This is a genomic window from Mesorhizobium sp. M0410 (genome assembly GCF_040321435.1).
In the GTDB taxonomy this organism is placed as follows: Bacteria; Pseudomonadota; Alphaproteobacteria; order Rhizobiales; family Rhizobiaceae; genus Mesorhizobium.
Window position 1 is genome coordinate 67504 of sequence record NZ_JAMYRN010000003.1, and the last position, 24588, is coordinate 92091.

The window sequence follows — 24588 nt, forward strand, 5'->3', positions numbered from 1 at the left end:
TCGGGGTTAGGCGATGAATCAGGAAACCCGGCTTTTTGGCGCTATTGCGGTCCGCCCCGCCATCCTATCCCTCATACCCCAGTTCGAAACGGCCACAGGATTCACGGTTGCGGTCAGGTGGGAGCTCAATCCGACAGTAAAGAAGCAGATTGAAGCTGGGGAAGCTTTTGACCTCGTCATCACCAATCCGGACCTGGTTCAGGATCTGACTGCCTCGGGAAAGGTCAAGGCGGGGAGCCAGGTGGCGTTTGGCCGGATAGCAATGGGGGTGGCAGCCAAGGCAGGCAGTCGACCGCTCGATATCGGGTCCGTGGAAGCATTCGAACAGGCGTTGAAGAGCGCCAGATCGATCGCCTACGCCAGTGAAGGAACCAGCGGTGGCTACTTCTCCGGTTTGCTGGAACGTTTGGGGATAGCGGATGAGGTGAAGCCCAAGCTGGTAGCCATACCAGGAGGACAGACAGCGCAAGCCGTGGGCCGTGGGGAAGCCGAGTTGGGGGTCGTTCCCGTGACTTCGATTTTCGCGGCCGCTCCCGAGGTCGTGCTTGTCGGTCGGTTTCCGGCAGAACTCCAAAGTTACGTCGACTTCGCCATTGGCATCAGTGCCGGTTCAACGAACGCAGAAGCTGCCGAGCGGCTGTCGGAATTTCTGATGTCGGCAGCCGTTGACGACATGCTGGCGGCAAAGGGTGTCGAGCGCCGCTAAGAGCGTGCGATGAATCACGCCAGAGGCACGTTGGGGATTTCTCCTCAAACAGGCTCTAATTTTCGGCTGCCTTGATGTTCCGCGCGGCTTGCTCGAGCGTCGCCCTGTCGTTGCCAAGCCTGTCGATCAGCTCTTGCGCCTGATCACCGGTTATCCCGGTGCGCATCGCCAGTGCCTCGACCGTCAGAACGTCGGAACTGGCGATCGTTCCAGTGGGACCGTGCTCGGCCGCGTCATCATCAGCCTGGCCGGTCGTCGTCTCATCGTAGCCAAGCTCTTGCTTCGCCTGCTGCCAATGACGCTCATGCGCGCCATCCGGGCGGCCCTCGCGCATCCAGATTTCATAGGCTCGCTGCCGAATCTTTTCATGCCGATCGTTGTCCATGACGGTTCCTCCCTTGTGGCGTTTTCACCAACGCGGGGAGCGCCGGAACGATCCTATGTTCAGGCCGATTTCGCACACTGCCGGACAAAACCCGGTCTCTCATCGAACAAACACCGGACAGATGCGTTTTGCGGAGGAACCTAGATAGCGGGCCGGCCGTTGAGCCGAACCTGAGCAAAGGAGATTACCATGGCCGACGAACCGAACGAATCCGCAACACCGAAGATGACTCAACGTGAAGCTCAGGAAGCCCTGGAAAAGCAGGTCGCGCAGCTGAAGCGCGAGATAAGCAAGATCAATCGGACCTTGGCCGAACGCGCGGAAGAGGCGATCGAAGACGCCGGCGACTGGTATGACAGCGCTGCCGAGCGCGCCTCGCGGACGGCACAAGCCCTGCGCAACAGGGCGCAGACGGTTTCCGGGGTCGTCCAGGAGAATCCCGGCACGGTATCGTCCGCATTCATACTCGGAGCGGCCGTAGGGGCGCTACTGGGCCTCGCCTTGGCCGCCACAGACCAGCGCCGCGATCGCTGGTTCTAGTCCCAACCTAAGGTTCCGGGCAGAAACGGCGGGATTGCTCCCGCCGTCATTCAGCAAATGACACCGGTCAGGGCGTGGCGGGCTTCTGCGCCGTGCCGAGGGCTTTGGGCGCTGCAGGCGCTGCCGTCTTCATCTTCTCCTCGATCCAGCCGGTGTAATTCGCCAGCCGCGTGTAGATGCCGTAGGCGTTCTTGTGGCCGCAGGCGGTGCTGCCGTCGGCCGGACCTTCGCCCCAGCTGACGACGCCAACCTGCACCGGACCATCGGCGCCGGTCATGAACAGCGGTCCGCCGCTGTCGCCATTGCAGGCGTCGCGCTCGCCGCTGACGGTGCCGGCGCAGATCATGTTGCCGGTCAGCGGATCGGCCATATCAGCAGCAATTGCATTGGCGGCCGCCTCGATGCCCCTTTCCGAGTAACGCATGCGGCGGGCGAGCTCGCCGAGCGCAGCCTTCAAATCACGCGCATAAATCGCCCTGATGCCGTTGTTGCAGGTTGCGTTCGGCTGGAGGTCCAAGTCGGCAACCATCAGCGCGGTGGGAAATGTTCCGTCCTGCATCTTGCCCCGCCGGTGACCGTGGTCTTGCCGGCGTCGGGGGTCGGCTCACGGGCAATCTTGATGGTCGGGGCATCGGCCGGCTCGGCCAGCCGGATCAGGCCGAGATCGTTGTCCAGCGTCTGCTCGCTGTAGCCCTCGTTGACGATGATCTCTACCGCCTTGTAGCGCTTGCCCTCGCTGAGATCGGTGGCGCCGGTGAGCACGGTGACCACATCAGGCGAAATCGGCTCGCCGTCGTCGTTGAGGCAGTGCGCCGCCGTCAGCACCCATTGCGGCGCGATCCGGCTGCCGCCGCAGAACTGCGCATTCGCCTGCGAGGCCGGACTTTCGTCCAGTTTGCCGGTGGTCAGCAACGCCACCTGGAACGGATAGGCGCCCTTCTCGGCCTCTTTGCCGCCGTAGACGCGATCGGTGCCGTCGGGGTTCTCCGCCTTGGCTTTTGCCCTGGCCTCGGCCACGCGTTTCATCGGCGAGATCGCCGCCTCCGGCCGGGCGGCCGCGTCCGTGGCATGAACGGAATTGACGACCGGCAAGGCCGCCGCGATGGCAAGCAGCGAGGCTGCAGCAATCGGTCTGAACCTATGGATGATCTTCACCTCGAACCCCCTGAGACGATGTTCCGACAGATCAGCCTCGACGCGTGATCCACTGAAAGGGGAACCGGCCGGTGAGCCGATCATGCGCCGATGTGGAGCGTGATCCGTCAAAAAACCGAGTACCACTTTTGCTAAATCGTGGTGTCGAGCCAAACCCGCCCAAATCTATAATCCCCCACGGGCTATGTGGAAGCAATTTGTCGTTGCCAATGTTGGATTATTTTAGGCAGTATACCGTTGCGGGCATTTTTGGCGGGGACCTAAACTGGCTGCACTGAATAATGGCCCGGTAAAGGCGCCGGCAACCAAATTCATTTTTCGGCGCCACCACGATCTCGACAATATTTCTATATCTTGATCCAGTCCTTGCTGACTTTTGGGAGAGTCTCACCATGACAAAACTGACACAGTGCATTATTGCGTCCGCGTTGCTTTCCACCGCAATGTGGGCGGTTCCTGCCTTGGCTGCCGAGCCAGGTTCCGCCAACGCCGGCAACGGCGAAAGCATGCGTGACGTGACATCGGGCGATTACAAGCCTGGCCGGGCGAAACCGATCGCCCCGCCGAAACTGACCGAGGACGAGGCCAACCGCGCCGCGCCGCTCACCGACGAAGCAACGGCCGTCAAATCCTATGGCATCGTCGGCCGCTCCGCCGATGGCAAGGACATCAAGATCGATCCGAACGAGACGCTGAAGGACCTTGTCATCAAGGAAATGAACGCGCCCGCCGAGGGACAGAAGTCCCAGAATTCCGGGCTGAGCGGAGGCGAAGAGGCCGGCCGCCAGGTGTTCGGGACGGACGACCGGGAGCAGATCAAGAATACCAAAACCTACCCGTTCACCGCGATCGGCTACCTCGAAGGCAAATCGAAGAGCGGCAGCTATGGCAGCTGCTCGGCGACGCTGATCGGCCCGCGCACGGTGCTCACCGCGGCGCACTGCCTCTACAGCCACGAAGACAAGGCCTGGCTGGACGATATCCTGTTCGTGCCGGCTCTCAACGGCAAGACTGCCGACGACGCACCGTTCGGCGCCTTCACCTATGAAAGCGCCTATATCGTCCAGGGCTTCATCGACAATTATCAGGGCTTTTACGGCTCGGTCGTGCCATGGGATCTCGGCATCGTCACCTTGAAGCAGGATGTCGGCACCAACCTCGGCTGGCTGGGCTATGCCGATTATGTGGATCTCGGCGACTTCACCGCCAACATCGTCGGCTATCCCGGCGACAAGCCGATGGGCACGATGTGGAAGGCGACCTGCGAAGTGCTCGCCGAACACATCGCCACCGAGTATTTCCAGTACGACTGCGACACTTATCCGGGATCGAGCGGCAGCTCGGTCTACGCTTATGACAATGGCTCAAAGCAGCGCGTCATCACCGGCGTGAACGTGGCCGAGAGCCCGGATGCCAACACCGCCGTGCGTCTGAACGCCATCAACGTCCAGTGGATCAACAGCCTGTACAAATAGGCCTGCAGAGTTCCCGCCGCGATCATCGCGGAGAACTAGCCGGCGGCGGAGCATTTCCGTCGCCGGCTTCGCATTTTTCGGGATTATCTGGACTGGGCCGAGGGTGGCGCCTGGCGGACATAGTTCTCGATCGGCTGGGCGAAAGTCGGTGAACCGGCCTTGCGCTCCTTGTCGATATAGCCGGCAAAATAGCTCCAGAAGGAAGCGGCATAGTCGCGGAAATAGGAGTCGGCGACCTCACGCGAGCACAGCCCGCCTTCGACGCAGGAGGAAAGGCGGTTGAGGAAATAGACGATGCGGTCGAAATTGTCGCTGAACTCGGCAAGCGGCATGTCGCCGCCGGTTGCGCTCATCGCTTCGATGCCGATGCGTTGTCTGAACACCTGTTCCTCGGTCGGCGTCGGATTGGCACTGAGCAGATTGCCGTATTTGGCGTTGAGCGCCGCCAGGCGTTGCTTGAGGGCCCGTTGCGCCTGCTGGTAATCCTTGCTTTCCCAGAGCTCGACCAGCGACATCGTTTGCTCGACGCGCTTCTGCTCCTGGTTCGCCAGGAACTGGTAGACCGAAAAGATCAGGGTGAAGATGATCGCCAGGCGCACCAGCAATCCGGACCAGGCATAGACGAGCATGCGCCAGTCGCGATCGGTGAATGGGTTCGCCTCCTTCTTGACCTCGTGATTGCTCACCCACGGCAGGCCTTCGACGGTTTCCGGCAGCGACACCGGCTTCTTTTGCGGCACCGGCGCCGTCACTGCCTGCTGCGTTGCGTTGCCCCCCGCTTTCGTCATCCGCAGCTGTCCAGGTCTATGGTGGCGGACGGGTCGAGCACGATGCCCGGCGTCTCCAGCTTCTTCTTCAGGCAATCCAGCTGCGCCCGCGAAACGATGAACTGCACGTCAGGCGCCACCTGCGCCTTGCCCGGCGACGGCAATGGTTCGACCACGCCGCGTGAGGTGCAGCTGCTGAGATCGACGATGACGGCGGCGTTGCCGGTTTTGGCGATCTGGTCGTACTGGTCGAGAAAGCAGCTCGCCAGTTCGGAATTGATGACGACCTCCTTAGCGCAAAGGCCGCAAGCCTCGTCCGCCGAAGCATTGGCGGCCAGCAGCAGCCCGGCGACAAGACCGGCGGTTGTTGCGCGCCACGAAAATACGATCCTGTTCACGAACGCCCTCATCCGTTCCGTTCGGCCGCCGACAGCAGCGGTCGAAGAATGTTCATTATCAGCCGATTAGGCAAGAGGCCCGGCCGGGCACCTGACCCCGCCTCAGGCGCGCGGCACCGTCTCCATCGGGAAGATCATCACGGCGCCCTTCGACCCCTTGTCGTCGGTGAGCCGCATGGCCGAACGCGTCGCCGGCGCCCTGCCGATATCGGCCAGCATATCGGAGAAGTTTGGTTGTCCAAGTCCGCGCGTTACAGAGACAACGCCCTCTTGCGCCAGGAAACTCAGATCCTGCTTCTCGCTCTGCGGCGGTGCTTCGGTCAAGACGGCGATCATCCGCTCCATGCCGAAGCTGGTGTCGGTGAATTTGAACAGGCCTTCCTCGAGCACGGCGCCTTCGGTCAGGCGCTCGGCAAGAAAATGCTGGATGGAATAGTCGGAGCCGACATAGAGCACGTTGATGTCGACCAGATCGGTCGAACCGTTCCTGGCCAGCACGTGGACCTGATCGTCGGGCGAAACACGCGGCACCGTCGACGGTTCGATCGGCTGCAGCGTGTCGCTATCAAAACGCTTGATCCGGAACTCGACGCTGACCTCTTCCGGCCGATAATCGGAAGCGGCGGCCAGCCTCGACAGGCCGATGGCGCGGAAGATTTTCGTCAGGTTCTTGGCCGCTGCATCGACCAACTTTTCGCGGTCGTCCGGATGAATGACGATCATCGGCGGCTTGCTGCCCTCCTTGAGCGTCATGTCGCCCGAAGCCGGCAGGAACCACAGCGCCGGCGCGTCGGTGGCATCTTCGGCGGCGCCGGCAATGGCGTTCTCGCGCAGCACGGCGAGACGCAGATCTGCGCTCTTGCCCGGCTCGACCAGCGCGATGTGGAACCCTGAGTTCTCCCTGGCCGCCAGATCGTCGAGAACCGAGTTCGCCAGCGCGGCCTCTTTCTCGAGGCCTTTGGTCGCCGCCGGCCGCGCAATCACGAGCTTGTAGTCGACGGCGAGCTCGGCGAGCCGGGCATAGGCATTGGCGGGGATGTCGGCCAGCTTGATCGCCGGCTTGCCGCCGAACTCGACCGGCTTGACCCGGCTTTCCAGGTTTTTCGCCGACTGCACCTGGAGATAGCCAAGCGCGTTCGACAGCGGCGACAGCGCCGAGGGCAATATTGCGAGCCTGCTGCCTGGGGTGAGGCGATGCAGCAGTCCGGCGCCGATCGTGGCTTTGTCGTTCTCGATGACGATCGGCCATTGCATGACCGCGTCTGTCTTGTCGGTGCCGAAGACGCGGGCGTCGAGTTCCCCTTCGAACAGCGGCGTCGGCCGGGTGCGGCCGTCCGCCGAATATTGCTGCAGCACGGCCTGGCCGAGCTGGCGGTAGGTGATGTTGGGATTCTCGGCCAGTTTCGACAGGATGGTGAAGGTGAACAGCCCGAATCGAGGCGCATCGGCCGTGCCCTTGGGCAGCGGCATCTCGGGCGTCGTCTCCACCGTCTGCGCCGCGTAGAAGGCGACCAATTTGCCTTTGGTGGTCGGCTCGGCGCCGGTCGGCGTCAGCTTGAAGGCCGGCTTGCGCTGCCCGTCCTCGTCAAAGCCGCGCGGCGCGGCCGACGCAATCTCGTCATAGGCTTTCACCGCAGCCGCCCTGGCAGCGTCGTCGCCGCCGACCAGATCGGCGAACTCGACCTTGCGTTCCAGCTCGTCGTCGACCTCGGCGGCGCGCGTCGCAGTGCCGGAATGGCAGCAGTCGAATACGGCCCAGATAAAGGCGCCCTTGTCGCGGATAGCGTCGAGCGCGGTGCCGATCTCGTTGTCGACCAGCGCATTGGGCACGCCCGTTTCGCGGTTGACCCATTTGTCGATGTCGGACGGCAAGAAAATCTCGTCGAGGCCGTCCGTCTCGTCGCCCTTGTTCGCCGCCGGCTGCTGCGCGCCGTGACCGGACAAATGCAGGTAGACGAAATCGTCACGCTGGACCCTGGCGGCAAGGTCGGCGAGTGCTGCCTTGATCGCCGCATGTGTCGGCGGTCCGTTGGCGCCTTCGACATCCTTGGCGAGCAGCGCGACGTTTTCGGCTGAAAACTTCACCGGCGCGGGCGTGTACTTCAGGAGGTAATCGCGCACCAGGCCGGCATCGTTCTTCGGTCCGATCAGCCAGTTCTTCTTCGGCAGGTTCGGATAATCGGTGCAGGCAACAAGCAGCGCATGGTAGGTGCGCGCCGCTGCGAATGCCCGAAACGGCACCAGGCCGGCAGCGGCCAGCGCGGACGTGCCGGCAAGCAGCGTCCGCCGCGTCACCTTGATCATGATTGCTTCCCCAAGCCCGATCGAATCTTCAAGCACGGCCAGCCTGGCCGAGGATGTCAGTATTTTGAATATGGGCGTCGCCGGCCAGCCGACCATCGGCTGCGAATACAAACAGTAGCAAAAAAGGCAGTTCGTCGCTATCTCAGTGGAAGAGGCCGGATTGCATGCCTAATGGCAGCGATCGGCACGGAAGCGGCTTGGAACGGGATCATGGCGGCAAGGGATGTACTGACGAAGAACCAGCTTTGCGTTCTCGAGAAACTCGAGGCCGCCAGCGGGCCGCTCAGCGCCTATACGTTGCTCGACCAATTGCGCGAGCGCGGTTTTCGCGCGCCGCTGCAGGTCTATCGGGCGCTCGACACGCTGGTGAAGTCCGGCTTCGTGCACAGGCTCGAAAGCCTCAATTCCTTCGTCGCCTGTGCCGAGCCGCACGACCACAGCCATTCGATGACGGCGTTTGCCATCTGCGACAGCTGCGGCCAGGTGACCGAGTTCTCCGACCACGATGTCGGCCACCGGCTCGACGAATGGGTGCGCTCGACCGGCTTCGCCGCCAAGAAGGCGGTGATCGAGTTTCGTGGGACTTGTGCGAAGTGTTTGGCTGAAGCGGCTTGAAGGCCGGTTAGGCCGCAACATAGCGGTGGCGACCTTTTGATGTCGGCAGGACAGAGGGGGCGCGAAAGATCGCTACAGATTACAATTGGTCGGCCGCGGACGTCCGCACGCTAATGCGCCTCTTCCCAGTTGTCGGCGGCGCGGGCGTCGACGTGCAGCGGCACCGACATCGACACCGCCGGCATGGCGGCGTTCTCCATGACGTGGCAGACGACCGGGATCGTCGCCTCGACCTCGGCTTCGACGGTCTCGAAGACCAGCTCGTCATGCACCTGCAGCAGCATGCGGGCGGAAAGCTTGGCTTTTTCCAGGGCATCGTCCATGCGGATCATGGCGCGGCGGATGATGTCGGCGGCGGTGCCCTGCAGGCGGGCGTTGATCGAGGCGCGCTCGTTGAAGGCACGGACCGAAGGATTTGACGATCTGATTTCCGGATAGTGGATGCGGCGGCCGAAAATGGTTTCGACATAGCCGTGCTCGCGGGCATAGGCCTTGGTCGCATCGATATAGTCGCGGATGCCGGGGAAACGCTCGAAATATTTCTTGATGTAGTCGCCGGCTTCCTCGCGCGCGATCGACAGCTGGTTGGCGAGGCCAAAAGCGGAAATGCCGTAGATGATGCCGAAATTGATCGCCTTGGCACGGCGGCGCACTTCCGAAGGCATGCCCTCGACCGGCACGTTGAACATTTCAGACGCGGTGATGGCGTGGATGTCGGCGCCGTCGGCGAAGGCCTGCTTGAGCTGCGGGATTTCGGCGACGTGGGCGAGCACGCGCAGCTCGATCTGGCTGTAGTCGGCGGAAACCAGCTTGTTGCCCTTGTCGGCAATGAAAGCCGTCCTGATCTTTCGACCCTCGACGGTGCGCACCGGAATGTTCTGCAGATTGGGATCCGAGGACGAAAGCCGCCCGGTCGTCGTCGCGGCAAGCGCGTAGGAGGTGTGGACGCGCTTGGTGTCGGGATGGATGAAGCCGGGCAGCGCGTCGGTATAGGTCGATTTCAGCTTGGTCAGCTGGCGCCAGTCGACGATCTTGCGCGGCAATTCATGGCCTTCGGCGGCGAGGTCTTCGAGAAGCTGCGCCGAGGTCGACCACTGGCCGGTCTTGGTTTTGGAACCGCCGGGCAGGCCCATCCTGCCGAACAGGATGTCGCCGAGCTGTTTTGGCGAGCCGATGTTGATGCGTTCGCCGACCAGCTGGTAGATTTCGTCCTCAAGCCGTGCGGCACCCTGTGCCAGTTCGCCGGAGAGCCGCGACAGGATCTGCCGGTCGACGGAGATGCCGCGCTGTTCCATCCGCGCCAAGACCGGCACCAGCGGCCGTTCCAGCCGTTCATAGACCGAGACCAGGCCCTTGGCGGCAAGCCGTGGCTTCAGCACCTGCCAGAGCCTGAGCGCGACGTCGGCGTGCTCGGCGCCGTAAGCCGTCGCCTTGTCGAGGTCGGCCTGATCGAGGCCGACGAAGCTTCTTCCCGAGCCGGCCAGTTCCTTCAGCGGAATGGTCGCGTGGCCGAGCCATTTATCGGCCAGCGCCTCCAGGCCGTGGCCACCGTGGGTGCCGGCCTCGAGCACGTAGGAGATCAGCATGGTGTCGTCATAAGGGCCGACCTCGATGCCGTGACGGCTCATCACGACAAGGCGGTATTTCATGTCGTGCACGATCTTGAGGACGGACTTGTCCTCGAGCAGCGGCTTGAGCAACGCCAGCGCGTCGCGGACCGGGATCTGGTTTTCGACCGCGCCGCCGCCGAGCAGGTCGCCATTGCCGTTCTTATGGGCAAGCGGCACATAAGCGGCATGGCCAGGCGCGACGGCCATGGCAAGGCCGATCAGTTCGGCCCGCATCGGATCGGGCGAGGAGGCCTTAACGTCGAAGGCGACGATGCCTCTCTCCATCGCCTCGGCGATCCAGACCTTCAGCGTCGCGGCGTCGCGGATGCAGGCGTAGGCGCTGGTGTCGATCTTGCGGGCGGTGGCAGCCTCCAGGCGAAGCGCCGAAAGCAGGGATGGGGTGTCGCCTTGCTTGGCTGCGGTCGGGGCTTCGAGTGCCGCTTCGTCCGGCGGCGGCGCGCTCTCGGCGACCGCGGGCAGGCCAAAACCCATATCGGGGCCATGCGCGGTATCGGCACGCTCTATGGTGACGGGAGTGGCTGGAACATCGCCCGCGTCGGTTCCGGTCGCTTCGGCCACGCGGCGGGTCAGCGTCGAGAATTCCATGGTCTTGAGAAAGCCGATCAGCCTGGGGCCGTCCGGCGCATGCAACACGAACTCGTCAAGCCCTTCGGTCACCGGCACGTCGTTCTTCAGCCTCACCAGGTCACGCGAAATGCGCGCCTTGTCGGCATTGGCGATGATCGATTCGCGCCGCTTGTCCTGCTTGATCTCGCCGGCGCGGGCGAGCAGCGTGTCGAGGTCGCCGAACTGTTCGAGCAATTGCGCCGCCGTCTTCGGCCCGATGCCGGGCACGCCCGGCACATTGTCGACCGAATCGCCGGTCAGCGCCTGCAGGTCGATCATCTTCTCCGGCGGCACGCCCCATTTCTCGATCACCTCGGAAACGCCGATCTGGCGGTCCTTCATCGGGTCGTACATGGCAACCGTTGGGCCGACCAGCTGCATCAGGTCCTTGTCGGAGGAGATGATGGTGGTGTCGGCGCCGGCTTCGCAGGCAAGCCGGCAATAGGTGGCGATCAAATCGTCGGCCTCGTAGCCTTCCGTCTCGAGGCATGGCAGGTTGAATGCCCTGGTCGCCTGGCGGATCAGGCCGAATTGCGGGATCAAATCTTCCGGCGGCGCCGAGCGGTTGGCCTTGTATTCGGGGTAGAGGTCGTTGCGGAAGGTCTTCGACGAATAGTCGAAAATCACGGCGAAATGCGTCGGCACGATGCCGACATCGGTGTTGCGGGCGTCCTGCGTCAGCTTCCAGACCATGTTGCAGAAGCCGAGCACGGCACTGGTTGGCAGCCCGTCGGACTTGCGGGACAGCGGCGGCAGCGCGTGATAGGCACGGAAGATGTGGCCGGAGCCGTCGACAAGGAAGAGATGATCGCCTTTTTTCATGCCACGAGGGATAGCGCGGCGCAGCGCCGCGGTCCATGCCAAAGGCGGCTTGCGCCAAGGGTTCCGGCAACACCCTGACAAATGGCGTGCGAGCTTGGCCGGCCCTGGCGCTTGGCCGCAGCTTTGTTCGCTCACGCCTATGTTACAAAAGTGTAATTTTTGTGCCCTTGAATCGCCACGTTCGCAGACACAGATAAAACGCATCGGCAGTTTTCGCCGAAGTCCGGAGCAAGGCCCGTCCCCCGCCTATCCCGGACACTTGCGGCAGCCTATCCCCCCTCTCCGGGCTGCCGCATCGTTTCGAGTAAAGGCCGCCGTGGTTCCCCTCCACCACGGCGGCATTTTTTTGCCGTTGGACAGGAAGCTGTGGCCCAACGGTCGCGGGCTTTCCGTTTCGCCGCATGGACTCTAGATTTGCCGCCAGAATCGAAAGGCCCGCCAGATGTCCGCAGTTTCCCCTGTTCTCGACCGCCTAGACAAGAACTTTGACCAGAGCCTGGAACGCCTGTTCGGCCTGCTCGCCATCAAGTCAATCTCCACCGATCCGGACTACGCCGCCGACTGCCGCAAGGCCGCCGAATGGCTGGTCGCCGAGCTCAAGCTGATCGGCTTCGACGCCAGCTTGCGCGACACGCCGGGGCATCCGATGGTGGTCGCGCATCACGATGGGCCGGCGGGCGCGCCGCATCTGCTGTTTTATGGCCATTACGACGTCCAGCCGGTCGATCCGATCGAGCTGTGGGAAAGCGACCCGTTCGCGCCGGCGGTTAAGGAGATCGAGCCCGGCCACAAGGTGATCACCGGCCGCGGCGCGGCCGACGACAAGGGCCAGCTGATGACCTTCGTCGAGGCCTGCCGCGCGTGGAAGCAGGTGCATGGCGGATTGCCGTGCCGAATCACAATCCTGTTCGAGGGCGAGGAGGAGTCCGGATCGCCGTCGCTGAAGCCGTTTCTCGAGGCGAATGCGGACGAGCTCAAGGCCGATTTCGCGCTCGTCTGCGACACCGGCATGTGGGACCGCGATACGCCGTCGATCTGCGTCTCGCTGCGCGGGCTGGTCGGCGAGGAGATCACGGTGACTGCCGCCGACCGCGACCTGCATTCCGGGCTCTATGGCGGTGCGGCCGCCAATCCGATCCGCATCCTGGCAAAGATCCTGGCCGACATCCACGATGCCGATGGTCACGTCACCATTCCAGGTTTTTATGACGGCGTCGAGGAAACGCCGTCGCAGATATTGCAGTCGTGGCTGTCGCTCGGCGAGACGGCCGAGACCTTCCTCGGCCCGATTGGCCTGTCGATTCCGTCCGGCGAAAAGGGCCGCTCGGTGCTCGAGCTCACCTGGGCGCGACCGACGGCCGAGTTCAACGGCATTATCGGCGGCTATACCGGCAAGGGCTTCAAGACGGTGATCGCCGCGCAATCCTCGGCAAAAGTCTCCTTCCGCCTGGTCCACAAACAGGATCCGGAAAAAATCCGCGCCGCCTTCCAGGCATTTGCCAGGCAGCGCGTGCCAGCGGACTGCTCGGTCGAATTTCATCCGCATGGCGGCTCGCCGGCAATCCAGCTTTCCTACGACTCGCCCTTCCTGGCCAAGGCCAAGCAGGCGCTGTCCGACGAATGGCCGAAGCCGGCGGTAATAACCGGCGGCGGCGGCTCGATCCCGGTGGTCGGCGATTTCCAGACCTATCTCGGTATGGAATCGCTGCTGGTCGGTTTCGGCCTCGACGACGACCGCATCCACTCGCCGAACGAGAAGTACGAGATGAGCTCCTTCCACAAGGGCCAGCGCTCCTGGGCGCGCATTCTCGAGGCGCTGACACGCTGAAATTGCGCCAGACTCAAGTTTTTGTTGATTTTTCGCCGGATCGCGGCAAGGACGGGCACGGTCCGTCGCGCATCGCTGCACGGGGCCGCGACCGGAGAAGACGATGAGCGACATACGTTTCCACAAAAACGATCTGCCCGGCCTGCTGCATTACGATGTCGGGGCGGTCGCCATCGACACCGAGACGCTAGGGCTGAACCCGCATCGCGACCGGCTCTGCGTCGTGCAGATCTCGCCGGGTGACGGCTCGGCCGACGTCATCCAGATTGCGCCCGGCCAGAAGAAGGCGCCGAACCTCGTCAGCCTGCTCAAGAACCGCAGCATCACCAAGCTTTTTCATTACGGCCGCTTCGATCTCGCCGTGCTCTACAACGCCTTCGGCGTCATGCCGGAGCCGGTGTTCTGCACCAAAATCGCGTCGCGGCTGACGCGCACCTACACCGACCGGCACGGGTTGAAGGACATCTGCTTCGAGCTTCTCGGGGTCGGCCTGTCGAAGGCGCAGCAATCATCCGACTGGGCAGCCGAGACGCTGTCGCCTGAGCAGCTCGAATATGCCGCCTCCGACGTGCTCTACCTGCACCGGCTGCGCGACGTACTGAGCGCGCGTCTGGCACGCGACAACCGGACCAGGGAGGCCGATGCCTGCTTCCGCTTCCTGCCGACGCGTGCGAAACTCGACCTGATGGGCTGGGATGAAGAGGACATCTTCGCCCACAGCTAATGGCCTTCTGGCACTTTAACGCCGTCGGCCGGGAGGAATTGAAATGGCTGCGCGAAAACCAATCGAGACGGCACCCAAGGACGGTTCCAAGATCACGGTCTACTGGCAGGACAGCGACGGCGTGATGAACGAGAGCATCGCGCAATACCGTTCGCTCGACCGGCTGAAGGCGGCCGGCGGCGACTGGGACGAAAGCGATGCCGGCTGGTGGGCCTATACGGACGGCCATACGCAAAGGAAGATCGAGCCAATCAGCTGGCGGCCGGCCTCCGACGACCCGGACGCGGACGACTGAGGGTTGTCGCAACGGTCGAACTCGGCGCTGCCCCTCAACCCCTGCCGGGACCTTCTCCCCGTGAGAACGGCGAGAAGGGGCTTGGCCGCAACGCCGGCGATCTCCCCTCGCACCGTCTTTCACGAGGAGAGGGTAAGGGTGAGGGGCAGCGCAACCGAACGACTATTGTGCGGCAACGCGTATTTTGTTCTTGCTTTGTGCCGGCAACTATGCTACTAATGTCGCTATGGTGCTCATTGGCTCCAACAATCCGCCCGCCGAGGCGGGTTTTTTCATTTCCGGCTTTGGCGCTGTCGCGGGCCGCGCCTGCTCCGCAAACGGTTGAATACACTTTACTTCGATTTTTCCCGACTTAACCCGCCCTTAAATCGCCGCATCTAGTCTTCAACCCCAACGCCATAAGCATCGGGAAGACAGCACAGCGCATGGCGAACCGGAAAGACAACCGCATCGAGCCCAGCTTCGAGGCATCGCCGGGGGCGAGATCCTCGGCCGGTTTTTCGGTGAGCGAGGAGGACCGCGTCGTGCCGAGCAACCGTAAAGCCGCTGCAAAGCGCAAATCGACCAAGGCCAAGCCGTCTCGTGGCGGGCGCGGCAAAAGCCGGCGCGGCGTGTTCGGCGTGCTTGGCCGGCTGTTCTACTGGTGCTTCGTGCTGGCCATCTGGGGCGGCATCGCCACTGCCGGCATCGTCGTCTATTACGGCGCGAAAATGCCGGCGGCCACCACCTGGGCCATTCCCGATCGCGCCCCCAACATCAAGATCGTCTCGGTCGACGGCCAGCTGCTTGGCAATCGCGGCATGAGCGGCGGCGAGGCCGTCGGCCTGCACGAAATGTCGCCCTATATTCCCGAGGCCGTCATCGCTATCGAAGACCGCCGCTTCTATTCGCATTTCGGCATCGACCCGATCGGCCTTTCCCGGGCCATGGTGACCAATGTGCTGGGCGGGCATTTTTCGCAGGGCGGCTCGACGCTGACCCAGCAGCTGGCCAAGAACCTGTTCCTGACGCCGGACCGCACGCTGGAACGCAAGGTGCAGGAAGTGCTCTTGGCGCTGTGGCTGGAGCACAAGCATACGAAGGACCAGATTCTCGAAATGTATCTCAACCGGGTCTATTTCGGCTCCGGCGCCTATGGCGTCGAAGCGGCCTCGCGCCGCTATTTCGGTAAGAGCGCGCGTGACGTCACGCTGTCGGAGGCCGCCCTTCTCGCCGGCCTGCTCAAGGCGCCGTCGCGGCTGTCGCCGGCGCGCGATCCAAAGGCGGCCGAGCAGCGCGCGCAGCTGGTGCTCGCCGCGATGCGCGACGAGGGCAAGATCAGCGCCAAGGAGCAGACCACGGCAATGAGCGCGCCGGCGACACGCGCGCCGTCCTACTGGACCGGCTCGGAAAACTACGTCGCCGATACGATCATGGAAGAACTGCCCGATCTGATCGGCGACGTGCGCCGCGATATCGTCGTCGACACGACCGTCGATCTGACGCTGCAGAAGCTCGCCGAGCAATCGATCCGCCGGCTGATCGACCAGAGCGGCAAAAAACTCAATGTCAGCCAAGGCGCGCTGGTGTCGATCGACAATTCCGGCGCGGTGCGCGCGATGGTCGGCGGTTACGACTATTCGACCAGCCAGTTCGACCGCGCCTCGGAAGCGCGCCGGCAGCCGGGCTCGGCGTTCAAGCCGTTCGTCTATATGGCGGCGCTGGAATCCGGCCGCACGCCCGACAGCGTGCGCAACGACGCGCCGATCAAGATCGGCAACTGGACGCCCGACAATTACGGCGGCAAGTATTTCGGCAAGGTGACGTTGGCGACGGCGCTGGCAAAATCACTGAACTCGGTGGCCGCGCAGCTAACCATGGAAGTCGGGCCGAATGCGGTGGTCGAGGCGGCGCACCGCATGGGCATCCAGTCCGAGCTGACGGCCAACACCTCGATCGCGCTGGGCACCTCCGAAGTGACGCCGCTGGAACTGACCTCGGCCTATGTTCCCTTCGCCAATGGCGGTTACAAGCCGGACATCCATTTCATCCGCCGGGTCACGACGAGTGACGGCAAGGTGCTCTACGAAAACAATGGCGGCGGTGCGCCGCGCGTCGTCAAGCCCGATGTCGTCGGTATGATGAACTCGATGATGACCGGCACGGTCGAGATCGGCACTGCCAGGAAGGCGGCGTTCGCCTGGCCGGCGGCCGGCAAGACCGGCACCAGCCAGAATTCGCGCGACGCCTGGTTCATCGGCTATACAGCCAATTTGACCACCGGCGTCTGGTTCGGCAATGATGACGGCAGCGCGATGAAAAAGGTCACCGGCGGCGCGCTGCCGGCGCAGGCCTGGCACGAGTTCATGGTCGCCGCGCATGAGGGCGTGCCGGTGCGGCCGCTGCCTGGAACCTGGAAATCGACGCCACCCGACACCATCGTCCCGGACGACATACCGTCCGACACGGCGCCGCCGGGGCCGGTCGCTTCCGTCGGCCAATCGGCGCCATCTACAGCAGCGACCCAGCCGGTTTCGCGTCCCGTGCGTCCTGCCGAGACGGTCGATGCCGGCGGCCTGGCCATGCCGGGCGTCGACAGCGCCACCGGATCGATCAAGCACCCGGTGCCGCCCGGCGACGTCGGCGGCCCGGTCAAGAAGCGGCAGACCTCGATATTGGATATTCTGACGGGCGGCTGAGGCTGATCCCCCTCGCAACCGCGACCGTGTTCCGCTACATGTCCGCCTGGAGACAAGCGACATGGCTGAACTCGACACCAGAAAGACGATCGTGCTGACCGGCGCCAGCCGCGGCATCGGCCATGCCACGGTCAAGCGCTTTTCACGCGAAGGCTGGCGCGTCATCACCTGCTCGCGCCAGGCCTTTGCCGAGGACTGCCCGTGGCCGGCCGGCCCGGAAGACCATATCAAGGTCGATCTCGCCGACCAGGAGGATGTCGGCATCGCCATCTCCGAGATTCGCCACCGCCTGGAAGCACATGGCGGCCAGCTGCATGCGCTGGTCAACAATGCCGGCATCTCGCCGAAGCTCAAGGACGGCAACAGCCGCATGAACTCGATCGACACGCCGATGCATGTCTGGCGCGACGTCTTCCAGGTGAATTTCTTCGCCCCGATCATGCTGGCGCGCGGTCTGTTCAAGGAGCTGGCTTCGGCCAAGGGCTCGATCGTCAACGTCACCTCGATCGCCGGCACCCGCGTGCATCCTTTCGCCGGCACCGCCTATGCGACATCGAAGGCGGCGCTCGGCTCGCTGACGCGCGAAATGGCGCATGATTTCGGCCCGCACGGCATCCGCGTCAATGCGATTGCGCCGGGCGAGATCGATACGGCGATCCTGTCGCCGGGCACGGAAAAAATCGTCGAGACGATCCCGCTGAGGCGGCTGGGCACCACGGCGGAAGTTGCCGACATCATTTTCTTCCTGTGCTCGCAGCAGGCGTCCTACGTGACCGGCTCGGAAATTCACATCAACGGCGGCCAGCACGTTTGAGCGGCTGAGTTTTGTCAATCGTCGGCGCTGCCCCTCATTCCCTGCCGGGACCTTCTCCCCGTGAAGAACGGGGAGAAGGGGGATCCCCAGCGCTGGCGACCCCCTCTCCCCATCCTTGACGGGAGGACCTGCTCCAGCCTGGGATTAATAAGGAAATTGCACGCCGCCGATGCCCGATCAGCTCGCCTGCAGCAGGCTCTCGATATCGGATATGCTGTGGTTGGTCAGCGTCTTTGGAATTTCGGCCGTTAACTTGTCGGTGACCTCCTTGTGCAGTTTCCTGCGCATGTCGCCCAGCACCGGCGGCGGCGCGATCAGCACGATCTCCTTGAATGTGCCGCGATGGGCGAGCTTGTAGAGCCTGTCGGCAATCTCTTCGGCAAAACGCTCCTTGCCGAGACGGTGCCAGTCGGTGTCCTCGACCGCACTGCGGTGGATTGAAGGGCCGTCGCTGTAGCGGCCGGGGCGGTCCGTGCCTTGTTCTCGGGTTGCCGGATTTTCCTGTTCCATCTCGTGCACGACTTGAAGGTCGGGATATTGGACGTCTCCACGGTTCTCGAGGAACAGCGCCTTTTCGCCATCTGCCACCACGATCCACAGTCCGCGTTTCAGTCTGACGTTGCTCATGGGGCGCTCCTTTTTGATTTTCGAACCCACCGCCGGGCCTTTGCCGCAGGGGTGTGACCGGCCCGGGTCCATAGGGCAAACGCGTACCGAGGCGGGAATGTTCCGGCACTCGGACCCGGTGCTCCGACAGGGTCGGCGAGAGCGCGGGCTGCCGTCGATCGCTCGGTCAGCATCCGGCGGCTTAATCTACTAAATTGATAGAATTTAGAAAAATCTGGTTTGTGGTTAGCTCCTCCGGCCGCTAAAAAGGCAGCGGATCAAGGGCTGCAACAGCAGCTTCAATCTGCTCCGCATTTGAATGTGGAATATTTTTCTCTTGGCCTTCATGCTTGCAGAAAAGAGATTGCCTGCTACGAAGCGATGCGCGAGTGGGTGCCTTCTGGTTTTTCGCGCCCCCGCGTAGAACTGACAAAAGGTTCCAGGATTCCGCTCGTCATGCCGCAAGCCACGCCCAAGCTCAATGCCTTTCCCGTCTTCATGCGGGTCGAGGGCGAAGCCGTAGCCATCGTCGGCGGCGCAGAGGAAGCGCTGGCCAAGGCGCGGCTGCTCGCGCAGTCGAGCGCTGAGCTGCGCATCGTCAGCGATGAAACAAGCCCGGAGCTGCTGGCCTTTATCGCCGAGACGGGGGCCGCCCACATCGCCGACGCCTATGATGCGGCACATCTCAATGGTGCGGTGATGGTGTTTGCCGCCAGCGGCGACGAGGCGCTCGATCGCCGCGTTGCCGGGGATGCGCGCCGGCTGGGCATTCCGGTCAATGCCGTCGACCGGCCGGAGCTATGCGATTTCTTCACGCCGGCACTGGTCAACCGCGCGCCGGTCGCCATTGCCATCGGCACGGAAGGTGCCGGCCCGGTGCTGGCGCAGATGCTGCGCAGCCGCATCGACCGCATGCTGGCGCCCTCGCTCGGGCCGCTCGCGGCGCTCGCCGCTTCGTTTCGCGACACCGCCGAAAGACTGCTGCCGAAGGGCAATGCCCGCCGCCGCTTCTGGAGCGATTTCTTTGGCGGCGCGCCGGCCCGAGCTGTCGAGGCAGGCGAGCTTTCGCAGGCGCATGATGCGGCCGTCGGCCTGCTGCTTTCGACAGAACCGGCATCGGGCCATATCGCGCTTGTAGGTGCCGGTCCCGGCGCCGAGGACCTTTTGACGCTGCGCGCCCATCGCCTGCTGATGGAAGCCGACGTGATCGTCCATGACGCGCTGGTGCCGGAGGCGATCGTCGCCATGGGCCGCCGCGATGCCGAGCGCCTGCCGGTCGGCAAGCGCAAGGGCTGCCATTCCAAGAGCCAGGCCGAAATCAATGCGCTGCTGGTCGAGCTTGGCCACGCCGGCAAGCGCGTCGTGCGGCTGAAGTCCGGCGACCCGCTGGTGTTCGGCCGGGCCGGCGAGGAGATGGCGGCACTTCGCGATGCCGGCGTCGCCTACGAAGTGGTTCCGGGCGTCACCGCGGCCTTCGCCGCCGCCGCCGATTTCGAACTGCCGCTGACGCTGCGCGGCGTGTCGTCGTCGATGGTGTTCACCACCGGCCACGACCTCAAGGGAAATTCGCTGCCCGACTGGGCAAAGCTCGCCATTTCCGGCGCGACGGTCGCCGTCTATATGGGGCGCTCGGTCGCCGCCGAGGTCGCCGGCCGGCTGATCGAAGCCGGCCTGTCGCCGGATACCGCCGTCGCCGTGGTCGAGAATGCCAGCCTTGCCAACCGCCGCCGTTTCCACGGCACGCTCGCCGACCTGCCGTCGCTGGAGGCGCGCGCCGACCTCAGCGGCCCGGTGATGACAATCATCGGCGACGCCGTCGCCGGCGCCAATTTCGAACGGTCCGAGCCGCTGGCGGCACACAGGCAGGAAAGCGTGGCCCGTGCTGCCGCGCAAGGAGTGAACCAATGAAAGTCCTGACCGCGAACCGCCTCGCCGACGGCATAGCCGTCTGGTACGCCAATGGCGGCTGGGCCGAGACCATCGACCATGCCGACATCGCCCATGACAAGGCGGCCGAGGACCGGCTGGAGGCGATCGGCGCCAAGGCCTCCGCCAACAACGAAGTGGTCGACGTCAACCTGATAGACGTGACCGTGGCCAACGGCACGGTCGAAGCGGTCCGGCTGCGTGAAAAGATCCGTGCCGCCGGCCCGACCACCCGTCACGATCTGGGCAAGCAGGCCCGTCCGCAAGCCGCCCACGCGGCATAGATGACACAAGCATGGTCCCGATCATGCTCGAACGAAGAAAATAACGGGCGGACGCGCCCGGAAAGACCTGAATATGTACCGTTACGATGAGTTCGACCACGATTTCGTCAAGGCCCGCGTCGCCGAGTTCAGCGACCAGGTCGCGCGGCGCCTTGCCGGCGAGATCACCGAGGACCAGTTCCGGCCGCTGCGGCTGATGAACGGCGTCTATCTGCAGCTGCATGCCTACATGCTGCGCATCGCGGTGCCCTATGGCACGCTGAACAGCAAGCAGCTGCGCATGCTCGGCCACATCGCCCGCAAATACGACAAGGGTTACGGCCATTTCACGACGCGCCAGAACATCCAGTTCAACTGGCCGGCGCTGTCGGACATTCCGGCGATCCTGGCGGATCTGGCAAGCGTCGAGATGCACGCCATCCAGACCAGCGGCAACTGCATTCGCAACGTCACCGCCGACCACTTCGCCGGCGCCGCCGCTGACGAGGTTGCCGATCCGCGCCCCTATGCCGAAATCCTGCGGCAATGGTCCTCGGTGCATCCGGAGTTCTCGTTCCTGCCGCGAAAATTCAAGATCGCGGTGACCGGCGCCGAGCGCGACCGCGCCGCCATTCAGACGCACGACATCGGCCTGCACCTGAAGAAGAACGCCGCCGGCGAGCTCGGTTTCGCCGTCTATGTCGGCGGCGGTCAGGGCCGCACGCCGATGGTCGCCAAGAAGATCCGCGACTTCCTGCCCGAAGCGGATCTGTTGTCCTACTGCACGGCGATCCTGCGCGTTTACAACCTCTATGGCCGGCGCGACAACAAGTTCAAGGCGCGCATCAAGATCCTGGTCCATGAGACCGGCGTCGAGGAGATCACCCGCCAGGTCGAGGCCGAATGGCAGGCGTTGAAGGACGCCGAGCTGAGGCTGCCGGAAGAAGACATCCGCGCCATCGACGCCTATTTCGCGCCGCCTCCGCTTGTCGATCGGCCGGAAGGCGACGAGGCGGTCAAGCTTGCCCGCCTCGACTCCAAGAGCTTTTCCGAATGGCTGGACCAGAATGTGGTCACCCATCGCCATCCCGACTACGCGGCGGTGACCATCTCGCTCAAGGGCATCGGCGAGACGCCGGGCGATGCCTCCGACAGCCAGATGGAAGCGGTCGCCGACATTGCCGAAAAATATTCATTCGACGAGCTGCGCGTCAGCCACGAGCAGAACCTGATCCTGCCGCATGTCGCGCGGGCCGACCTCAAGGCGGTCTATGACGCGCTTGTCGATATCGGGCTGGCGACGGCCAATTCGAACCTGATCAGCGACATCATCTCCTGCCCCGGCCTCGATTATTGCGCGCTGGCGACGGCGCGCTCGATTCCCGTGGCGCAGGAAATCTCGCGGCGCTTCGCCTCACTGGAGCGCCAGCGCGAGATCGGCGAATTGAAGCTGAAGATTTCCGGCTGCATCAATGCATGCGGCCATCACCATGTCGGCCATATCGGCATCCTCGGGGTCGAGAAGAAAGGCGCCGAGCTCTACCAGGTGACGCTCGGCGGCTCGGCCGACGAGAACACCTCGGTCGGCGAGATCATCGGCCGCGGCTTCAGTTCGGAAGAGATCACCGATGCCATCGAGCAGATCGTCGAGACCTATCTCGGGCTTCGGCTGGACAGAAACGAAAGATTCATCGACGCCTACCGCCGTGTCGGTCCTGCGCCGTTCAAGGAGGCGCTCTATGCTGGCGAAGCCAAGGCCGCTTGACCGTATTGTCGACGTCGAGGCCGGCATCGCCGCCCAAGCGGCGGGTCTCGACGCGCTCTACGGCCATCTGAAGCCGCTGGAGATCATCGAGCGGTCAACCCGGGAATTCTTTCACGGCGAAATCGCCGCCGTCTCGTCCTTCGGCGCGGATTCGGCGGTGCTGCTGCACATGATCGCCGAGATCGACCGCACGCTGCCGGTGATCTTTCTCGACACCGGCAAGCATTTCGAGGAGACGCTCGGCTATCGTGACGCGCTGGCCGCCGATTTCGGGCTGACCGATATCCGGGTGATCAGGCCCGACGATGCGGCGCTGGCAAGGATCGACCCGACCGGCAATCTGAACGAGACCGACACCGACGCCTGCTGCGACGTGCGCAAGGTCGAGCCGCTGGCGCGCGGCGTCGAGCCGTTCCGCGCCTGGTTCACCGGCCGCAAGCGCTTCCAGGCGGCGACCCGGGCAGCGCTCCCGGTGTTCGAGGCGGTCGGCTCGCGCATCCGCATAAATCCGCTGGCGCACTGGACGACATCGGACCAGGCCGGCTACATGCGCGCGCATGCGCTGCGTGAAAACCCGCTGGTCGCCTATGGCTATCTGTCGATCGGCTGCTTCCCATGCACGCAGCCGGTGCAACCGGGCGACGACGCGCGCAGCGGCCGCTGGGCCGGGCACGCCAAGACCGAATGCGGCATCCACTTGTCGGGTTTGGAAAGGTCGCTGACTGACGCCTCACTTTAGGGCATATTGATATTCAGCCGGCCTGCAAATGGCGGCTTCCTGCGCTTCCGGTGCTCGCGTACCAAAGAGTACGCTCCGCTCCGGTTTTCGGAAGCAACGCAGTTTGGTCGCTTCGCGCCCGCCTTCGGCTCCGGCTCGGCCTGACCTGAATCTCAACGCACCCTGAGGTGCTTCGCACTTTAGACTCTTTGGACTTGGGAATTTTCTTGATGAGCGACTTGATAGCCGAAAACGGCACGCGGCTGTGGACACCGGATGGGTTCCGCGAGGACGAGTGGGTTCATGCCGAAAGCGCCGAGGCGCTGGTCGGCAATGGCCGTTTCATCCTGCCGTTGCAGGCGTTTCTCGGCCTCGATCCGGAGGTGCGGCGGTCGGCGAAGGAACGCATCGGCGTGCTGCTGCAGCCCGGCGACCAGCTCGACAAGATCGCCGGCCTGCTCGACCAGCTGTCGTTGGTGGCGCTGGCCTTTCCGGCGTTCAATGACGGCCGCTCGTTCTCCAAGGGCGAATTGCTGCGCAGCCGTTACCACTTCACCGGCGCCATGCGCGCCACCGGGCAGGTGCTTATCGACCAGCTGCCGCATATGCTGCGCCTCGGCTTCGACGAATTCGAGATCTCGCACCCGGTGCTGCTGAAGCGGCTCGAGCAAGGCCGCACAGGCGGACTGCCGCTGTTCTATCAGCCGGCGGTGAAGCCGGAGCCCAAAGGCCCGAAATATTCCTGGCGGCGGGTGCGCCCCGGCTGATCTGCTCCAGAGGGCCAGAAGCCTGTCTGGTCGGACCACATTCCCGATTCAGCCTTTTTGCGCCTCTCCGCCTTAGGATAGGCCCATTATTTCGTGATCCGAATAAATGTGGCCACAAGGGAGGATATGGCTGGCAAGAAGATATTGATGCTCGTTGGCGAGTTCAGCGAGGAGTACGAGATTTTCGTCTTTGAACAGGCCATGCATGCGGTCGGCCACACCGTCCATGTCGTTTGCCCCGACAAGAAGGCGGGCGATATCCTGAAGACCTCGCTGCACGACTTCGAGGGCCACCAGACCTATACGGAAAAGCTCGGCCACGACTACATCCTCAACAAGACGTTTTCCGAGGTCAATCCCGCCGACTACGATGCCGTCCACGCGGCGGGCGGGCGCGGGCCGGAATATATCCGCATCGACAAACGCGTGCAGGCGCTGGTGCGGCATTTCCATGAGACGGGAAAGCCGATCTTCACCATCTGCCACGGCGTGCAGATCCTGATCGCAGTCGACGGCGTGGTGCGCGGCCGCGAAGTCGCGGCACTGCAATATTGCGAGCCGGAAGTCACGCTGGCCGGCGGCATCTATATCGATGTTGCGCCGACCGGCGCCCATGTCGACGGCAATCTGGTGTCGGCCAAGGGCTGGCCGGGCCTTGCCGCGTTCATGCGCGAATGCCTGAAAGTGCTGGCCACCGAGATCCGCCAAGGCGAGATCCTGATGCGCGACCAACGCCAGGCGGCTTAAGCTCGGAATTTGGAGCCTGCCGCACCCCTAACGCATGTCGCGCAAAAGTGTGT

Annotated in this window: 23 protein-coding genes; 15 read left to right on the plus strand and 8 right to left on the minus strand. The window is 63.6% G+C overall.

What is annotated here, in order from left to right; all coding sequences use genetic code 11:
- Positions 1 to 13: 13 nt before the first annotated feature.
- Positions 14 to 706, plus strand: coding sequence for a substrate-binding domain-containing protein (locus tag NKI63_RS04435; RefSeq protein ID WP_352506630.1), 693 nt, complete (start codon positions 14 to 16; stop codon positions 704 to 706).
- A 55-nt stretch (positions 707 to 761) separates the two neighbouring features.
- Here the strand turns inward: NKI63_RS04435 and NKI63_RS04440 are convergent, their stop codons facing one another.
- On the minus strand, positions 762 to 1091 hold the full coding sequence (locus tag NKI63_RS04440; protein WP_352506629.1) for a DUF2934 domain-containing protein: 330 nt from the start codon (positions 1089 to 1091) through the stop codon (positions 762 to 764).
- Between the two features lie 189 nt (positions 1092 to 1280).
- On the opposite strand from NKI63_RS04440, the gene NKI63_RS04445 reads away from it, so the two are divergent.
- Entirely contained in the window at positions 1281 to 1631 is a 351-nt protein-coding gene (locus NKI63_RS04445; protein WP_352687935.1) for a hypothetical protein, read from the plus strand.
- A 67-nt stretch (positions 1632 to 1698) separates the two neighbouring features.
- Here NKI63_RS04445 and NKI63_RS04450 read toward each other — a convergent pair whose 3' ends face one another.
- Both NKI63_RS04450 and NKI63_RS04455 read right to left on the minus strand, forming a co-directional pair.
- Positions 1699 to 2190 (minus strand): trypsin-like serine protease, encoded by a 492-nt coding sequence (locus NKI63_RS04450; protein ID WP_352506627.1) that lies wholly within the window; start codon positions 2188 to 2190, stop codon positions 1699 to 1701.
- Positions 2160 to 2786, minus strand: coding sequence for a S1 family peptidase (locus NKI63_RS04455; protein WP_352820582.1), 627 nt, complete (start codon positions 2784 to 2786; stop codon positions 2160 to 2162). Before NKI63_RS04455 ends, NKI63_RS04450 begins: the two co-directional genes overlap by 31 nt.
- A gap of 392 nt (positions 2787 to 3178) precedes the next feature.
- On the opposite strand from NKI63_RS04455, the gene NKI63_RS04460 reads away from it, so the two are divergent.
- Positions 3179 to 4261 (plus strand): trypsin-like serine peptidase, encoded by a 1083-nt coding sequence (locus NKI63_RS04460; protein ID WP_352506625.1) that lies wholly within the window; start codon positions 3179 to 3181, stop codon positions 4259 to 4261.
- An 83-nt stretch (positions 4262 to 4344) separates the two neighbouring features.
- Here NKI63_RS04460 and NKI63_RS04465 read toward each other — a convergent pair whose 3' ends face one another.
- The 3 genes from NKI63_RS04465 to NKI63_RS04475 all read right to left on the minus strand — a co-directional run bounded on the left by NKI63_RS04465 (position 4345) and on the right by NKI63_RS04475 (position 7730).
- A complete protein-coding gene (locus tag NKI63_RS04465; protein ID WP_352506624.1) occupies positions 4345 to 5049 on the minus strand; it encodes a DUF4760 domain-containing protein in 705 nt (234 codons plus the stop codon).
- On the minus strand, positions 5046 to 5426 hold the full coding sequence (locus tag NKI63_RS04470) for a hypothetical protein (protein ID WP_352506623.1): 381 nt from the start codon (positions 5424 to 5426) through the stop codon (positions 5046 to 5048). The genes NKI63_RS04465 and NKI63_RS04470 overlap by 4 nt, the downstream gene beginning before the upstream one ends.
- A 102-nt stretch (positions 5427 to 5528) precedes the next feature.
- Complete coding sequence (locus NKI63_RS04475; RefSeq protein ID WP_352506622.1) at positions 5529 to 7730, minus strand: caspase family protein; 2202 nt, start codon at positions 7728 to 7730, stop codon at positions 5529 to 5531.
- A 210-nt stretch (positions 7731 to 7940) separates the two neighbouring features.
- Between NKI63_RS04475 and NKI63_RS04480 the strand changes: the two genes are divergently transcribed.
- Positions 7941 to 8345 carry a Fur family transcriptional regulator gene (locus NKI63_RS04480; RefSeq protein WP_023721937.1) on the plus strand — a complete coding sequence of 135 codons (405 nt, stop codon included), beginning with the start codon at positions 7941 to 7943 and terminating at the stop codon, positions 8343 to 8345.
- A 110-nt stretch (positions 8346 to 8455) separates the two neighbouring features.
- On the opposite strand, the gene polA is transcribed toward NKI63_RS04480, so the two are convergent.
- Positions 8456 to 11404: a DNA polymerase I gene (polA, locus tag NKI63_RS04485; protein ID WP_352820585.1), complete on the minus strand. Its 2949-nt coding sequence runs from the start codon at positions 11402 to 11404 to the stop codon at positions 8456 to 8458.
- 442 nt (positions 11405 to 11846) lie between these two features.
- On the opposite strand from polA, the gene NKI63_RS04490 reads away from it, so the two are divergent.
- The 5 genes from NKI63_RS04490 to NKI63_RS04510 all read left to right on the plus strand — a co-directional run bounded on the left by NKI63_RS04490 (position 11847) and on the right by NKI63_RS04510 (position 17743).
- On the plus strand, positions 11847 to 13232 hold the full coding sequence (locus tag NKI63_RS04490) for a M20/M25/M40 family metallo-hydrolase (protein WP_352506620.1): 1386 nt from the start codon (positions 11847 to 11849) through the stop codon (positions 13230 to 13232).
- A gap of 103 nt (positions 13233 to 13335) precedes the next feature.
- Positions 13336 to 13956, plus strand: coding sequence for a ribonuclease D (locus tag NKI63_RS04495; protein WP_023675237.1), 621 nt, complete (start codon positions 13336 to 13338; stop codon positions 13954 to 13956).
- A 43-nt stretch (positions 13957 to 13999) separates the two neighbouring features.
- On the plus strand, positions 14000 to 14251 hold the full coding sequence (locus NKI63_RS04500) for a hypothetical protein (RefSeq protein ID WP_352468327.1): 252 nt from the start codon (positions 14000 to 14002) through the stop codon (positions 14249 to 14251).
- A gap of 425 nt (positions 14252 to 14676) precedes the next feature.
- Positions 14677 to 16929, plus strand: coding sequence for a transglycosylase domain-containing protein (locus NKI63_RS04505; RefSeq protein WP_352506619.1), 2253 nt, complete (start codon positions 14677 to 14679; stop codon positions 16927 to 16929).
- 61 nt (positions 16930 to 16990) lie between these two features.
- Positions 16991 to 17743: an SDR family NAD(P)-dependent oxidoreductase gene (locus NKI63_RS04510; protein WP_254816795.1), complete on the plus strand. Its 753-nt coding sequence runs from the start codon at positions 16991 to 16993 to the stop codon at positions 17741 to 17743.
- A gap of 177 nt (positions 17744 to 17920) precedes the next feature.
- Here NKI63_RS04510 and NKI63_RS04515 read toward each other — a convergent pair whose 3' ends face one another.
- Complete coding sequence (locus NKI63_RS04515) at positions 17921 to 18370, minus strand: baeRF12 domain-containing protein (protein ID WP_352506618.1); 450 nt, start codon at positions 18368 to 18370, stop codon at positions 17921 to 17923.
- 435 nt (positions 18371 to 18805) lie between these two features.
- Here NKI63_RS04515 and cysG point away from each other — a divergent pair, with 435 nt between their 5' ends.
- From cysG to NKI63_RS04545, 6 genes are all read left to right on the plus strand, one after another.
- The gene (gene cysG / locus NKI63_RS04520) at positions 18806 to 20257 is read left to right on the plus strand and encodes a siroheme synthase CysG (RefSeq protein ID WP_352506617.1); all 1452 of its coding nucleotides are present in this window, start codon (positions 18806 to 18808) and stop codon (positions 20255 to 20257) included.
- Positions 20254 to 20559, plus strand: coding sequence for a DUF2849 domain-containing protein (locus NKI63_RS04525; protein ID WP_352506616.1), 306 nt, complete (start codon positions 20254 to 20256; stop codon positions 20557 to 20559). The genes cysG and NKI63_RS04525 overlap by 4 nt, the downstream gene beginning before the upstream one ends.
- Positions 20560 to 20632: 73 nt before the next feature.
- Positions 20633 to 22303 carry a nitrite/sulfite reductase gene (locus NKI63_RS04530; protein ID WP_352506615.1) on the plus strand — a complete coding sequence of 557 codons (1671 nt, stop codon included), beginning with the start codon at positions 20633 to 20635 and terminating at the stop codon, positions 22301 to 22303.
- A complete protein-coding gene (locus tag NKI63_RS04535; RefSeq protein WP_352506614.1) occupies positions 22278 to 23042 on the plus strand; it encodes a phosphoadenylyl-sulfate reductase in 765 nt (254 codons plus the stop codon). Before NKI63_RS04530 ends, NKI63_RS04535 begins: the two co-directional genes overlap by 26 nt.
- Positions 23043 to 23251: 209 nt before the next feature.
- Positions 23252 to 23788 (plus strand): DUF934 domain-containing protein, encoded by a 537-nt coding sequence (locus NKI63_RS04540; protein WP_254816801.1) that lies wholly within the window; start codon positions 23252 to 23254, stop codon positions 23786 to 23788.
- Between the two features lie 126 nt (positions 23789 to 23914).
- Complete coding sequence (locus tag NKI63_RS04545) at positions 23915 to 24535, plus strand: DJ-1/PfpI family protein (RefSeq protein WP_352506613.1); 621 nt, start codon at positions 23915 to 23917, stop codon at positions 24533 to 24535.
- Positions 24536 to 24588 lie beyond the last annotated feature (53 nt).

Bases quoted from the DNA above. Each gene is read 5' to 3' on its own strand.
- NKI63_RS04500 (WP_352468327.1), top strand. From the start codon at position 14,000: ATGGCTGCGCGAAAACCAATCGAGACGGCACCCAAGGACGGTTCCAAG.
- NKI63_RS04510 (WP_254816795.1), top strand. From the start codon at position 16,991: ATGGCTGAACTCGACACCAGAAAGACGATCGTGCTGACCGGCGCCAGC.
- NKI63_RS04465 (WP_352506624.1), bottom strand. From the start codon at position 5,049: ATGACGAAAGCGGGGGGCAACGCAACGCAGCAGGCAGTGACGGCGCCG.
- NKI63_RS04505 (WP_352506619.1), top strand. From the start codon at position 14,677: ATGGCGAACCGGAAAGACAACCGCATCGAGCCCAGCTTCGAGGCATCG.
- NKI63_RS04480 (WP_023721937.1), top strand. From the start codon at position 7,941: ATGGCGGCAAGGGATGTACTGACGAAGAACCAGCTTTGCGTTCTCGAG.
- NKI63_RS04535 (WP_352506614.1), top strand. From the start codon at position 22,278: ATGCTGGCGAAGCCAAGGCCGCTTGACCGTATTGTCGACGTCGAGGCC.
- NKI63_RS04450 (WP_352506627.1), bottom strand. From the start codon at position 2,190: ATGCAGGACGGAACATTTCCCACCGCGCTGATGGTTGCCGACTTGGAC.
- NKI63_RS04445 (WP_352687935.1), top strand. From the start codon at position 1,281: ATGGCCGACGAACCGAACGAATCCGCAACACCGAAGATGACTCAACGT.
- NKI63_RS04545 (WP_352506613.1), top strand. From the start codon at position 23,915: ATGGCTGGCAAGAAGATATTGATGCTCGTTGGCGAGTTCAGCGAGGAG.
- NKI63_RS04440 (WP_352506629.1), bottom strand. From the start codon at position 1,091: ATGGACAACGATCGGCATGAAAAGATTCGGCAGCGAGCCTATGAAATC.
- NKI63_RS04435 (WP_352506630.1), top strand. From the start codon at position 14: ATGAATCAGGAAACCCGGCTTTTTGGCGCTATTGCGGTCCGCCCCGCC.
- cysG (WP_352506617.1), top strand. From the start codon at position 18,806: ATGCCGCAAGCCACGCCCAAGCTCAATGCCTTTCCCGTCTTCATGCGG.
- NKI63_RS04475 (WP_352506622.1), bottom strand. From the start codon at position 7,730: ATGATCAAGGTGACGCGGCGGACGCTGCTTGCCGGCACGTCCGCGCTG.
- NKI63_RS04460 (WP_352506625.1), top strand. From the start codon at position 3,179: ATGACAAAACTGACACAGTGCATTATTGCGTCCGCGTTGCTTTCCACC.
- NKI63_RS04530 (WP_352506615.1), top strand. From the start codon at position 20,633: ATGTACCGTTACGATGAGTTCGACCACGATTTCGTCAAGGCCCGCGTC.
- NKI63_RS04525 (WP_352506616.1), top strand. From the start codon at position 20,254: ATGAAAGTCCTGACCGCGAACCGCCTCGCCGACGGCATAGCCGTCTGG.
- NKI63_RS04515 (WP_352506618.1), bottom strand. From the start codon at position 18,370: ATGAGCAACGTCAGACTGAAACGCGGACTGTGGATCGTGGTGGCAGAT.
- NKI63_RS04490 (WP_352506620.1), top strand. From the start codon at position 11,847: ATGTCCGCAGTTTCCCCTGTTCTCGACCGCCTAGACAAGAACTTTGAC.
- polA (WP_352820585.1), bottom strand. From the start codon at position 11,404: ATGAAAAAAGGCGATCATCTCTTCCTTGTCGACGGCTCCGGCCACATC.
- NKI63_RS04540 (WP_254816801.1), top strand. From the start codon at position 23,252: ATGAGCGACTTGATAGCCGAAAACGGCACGCGGCTGTGGACACCGGAT.
- NKI63_RS04495 (WP_023675237.1), top strand. From the start codon at position 13,336: ATGAGCGACATACGTTTCCACAAAAACGATCTGCCCGGCCTGCTGCAT.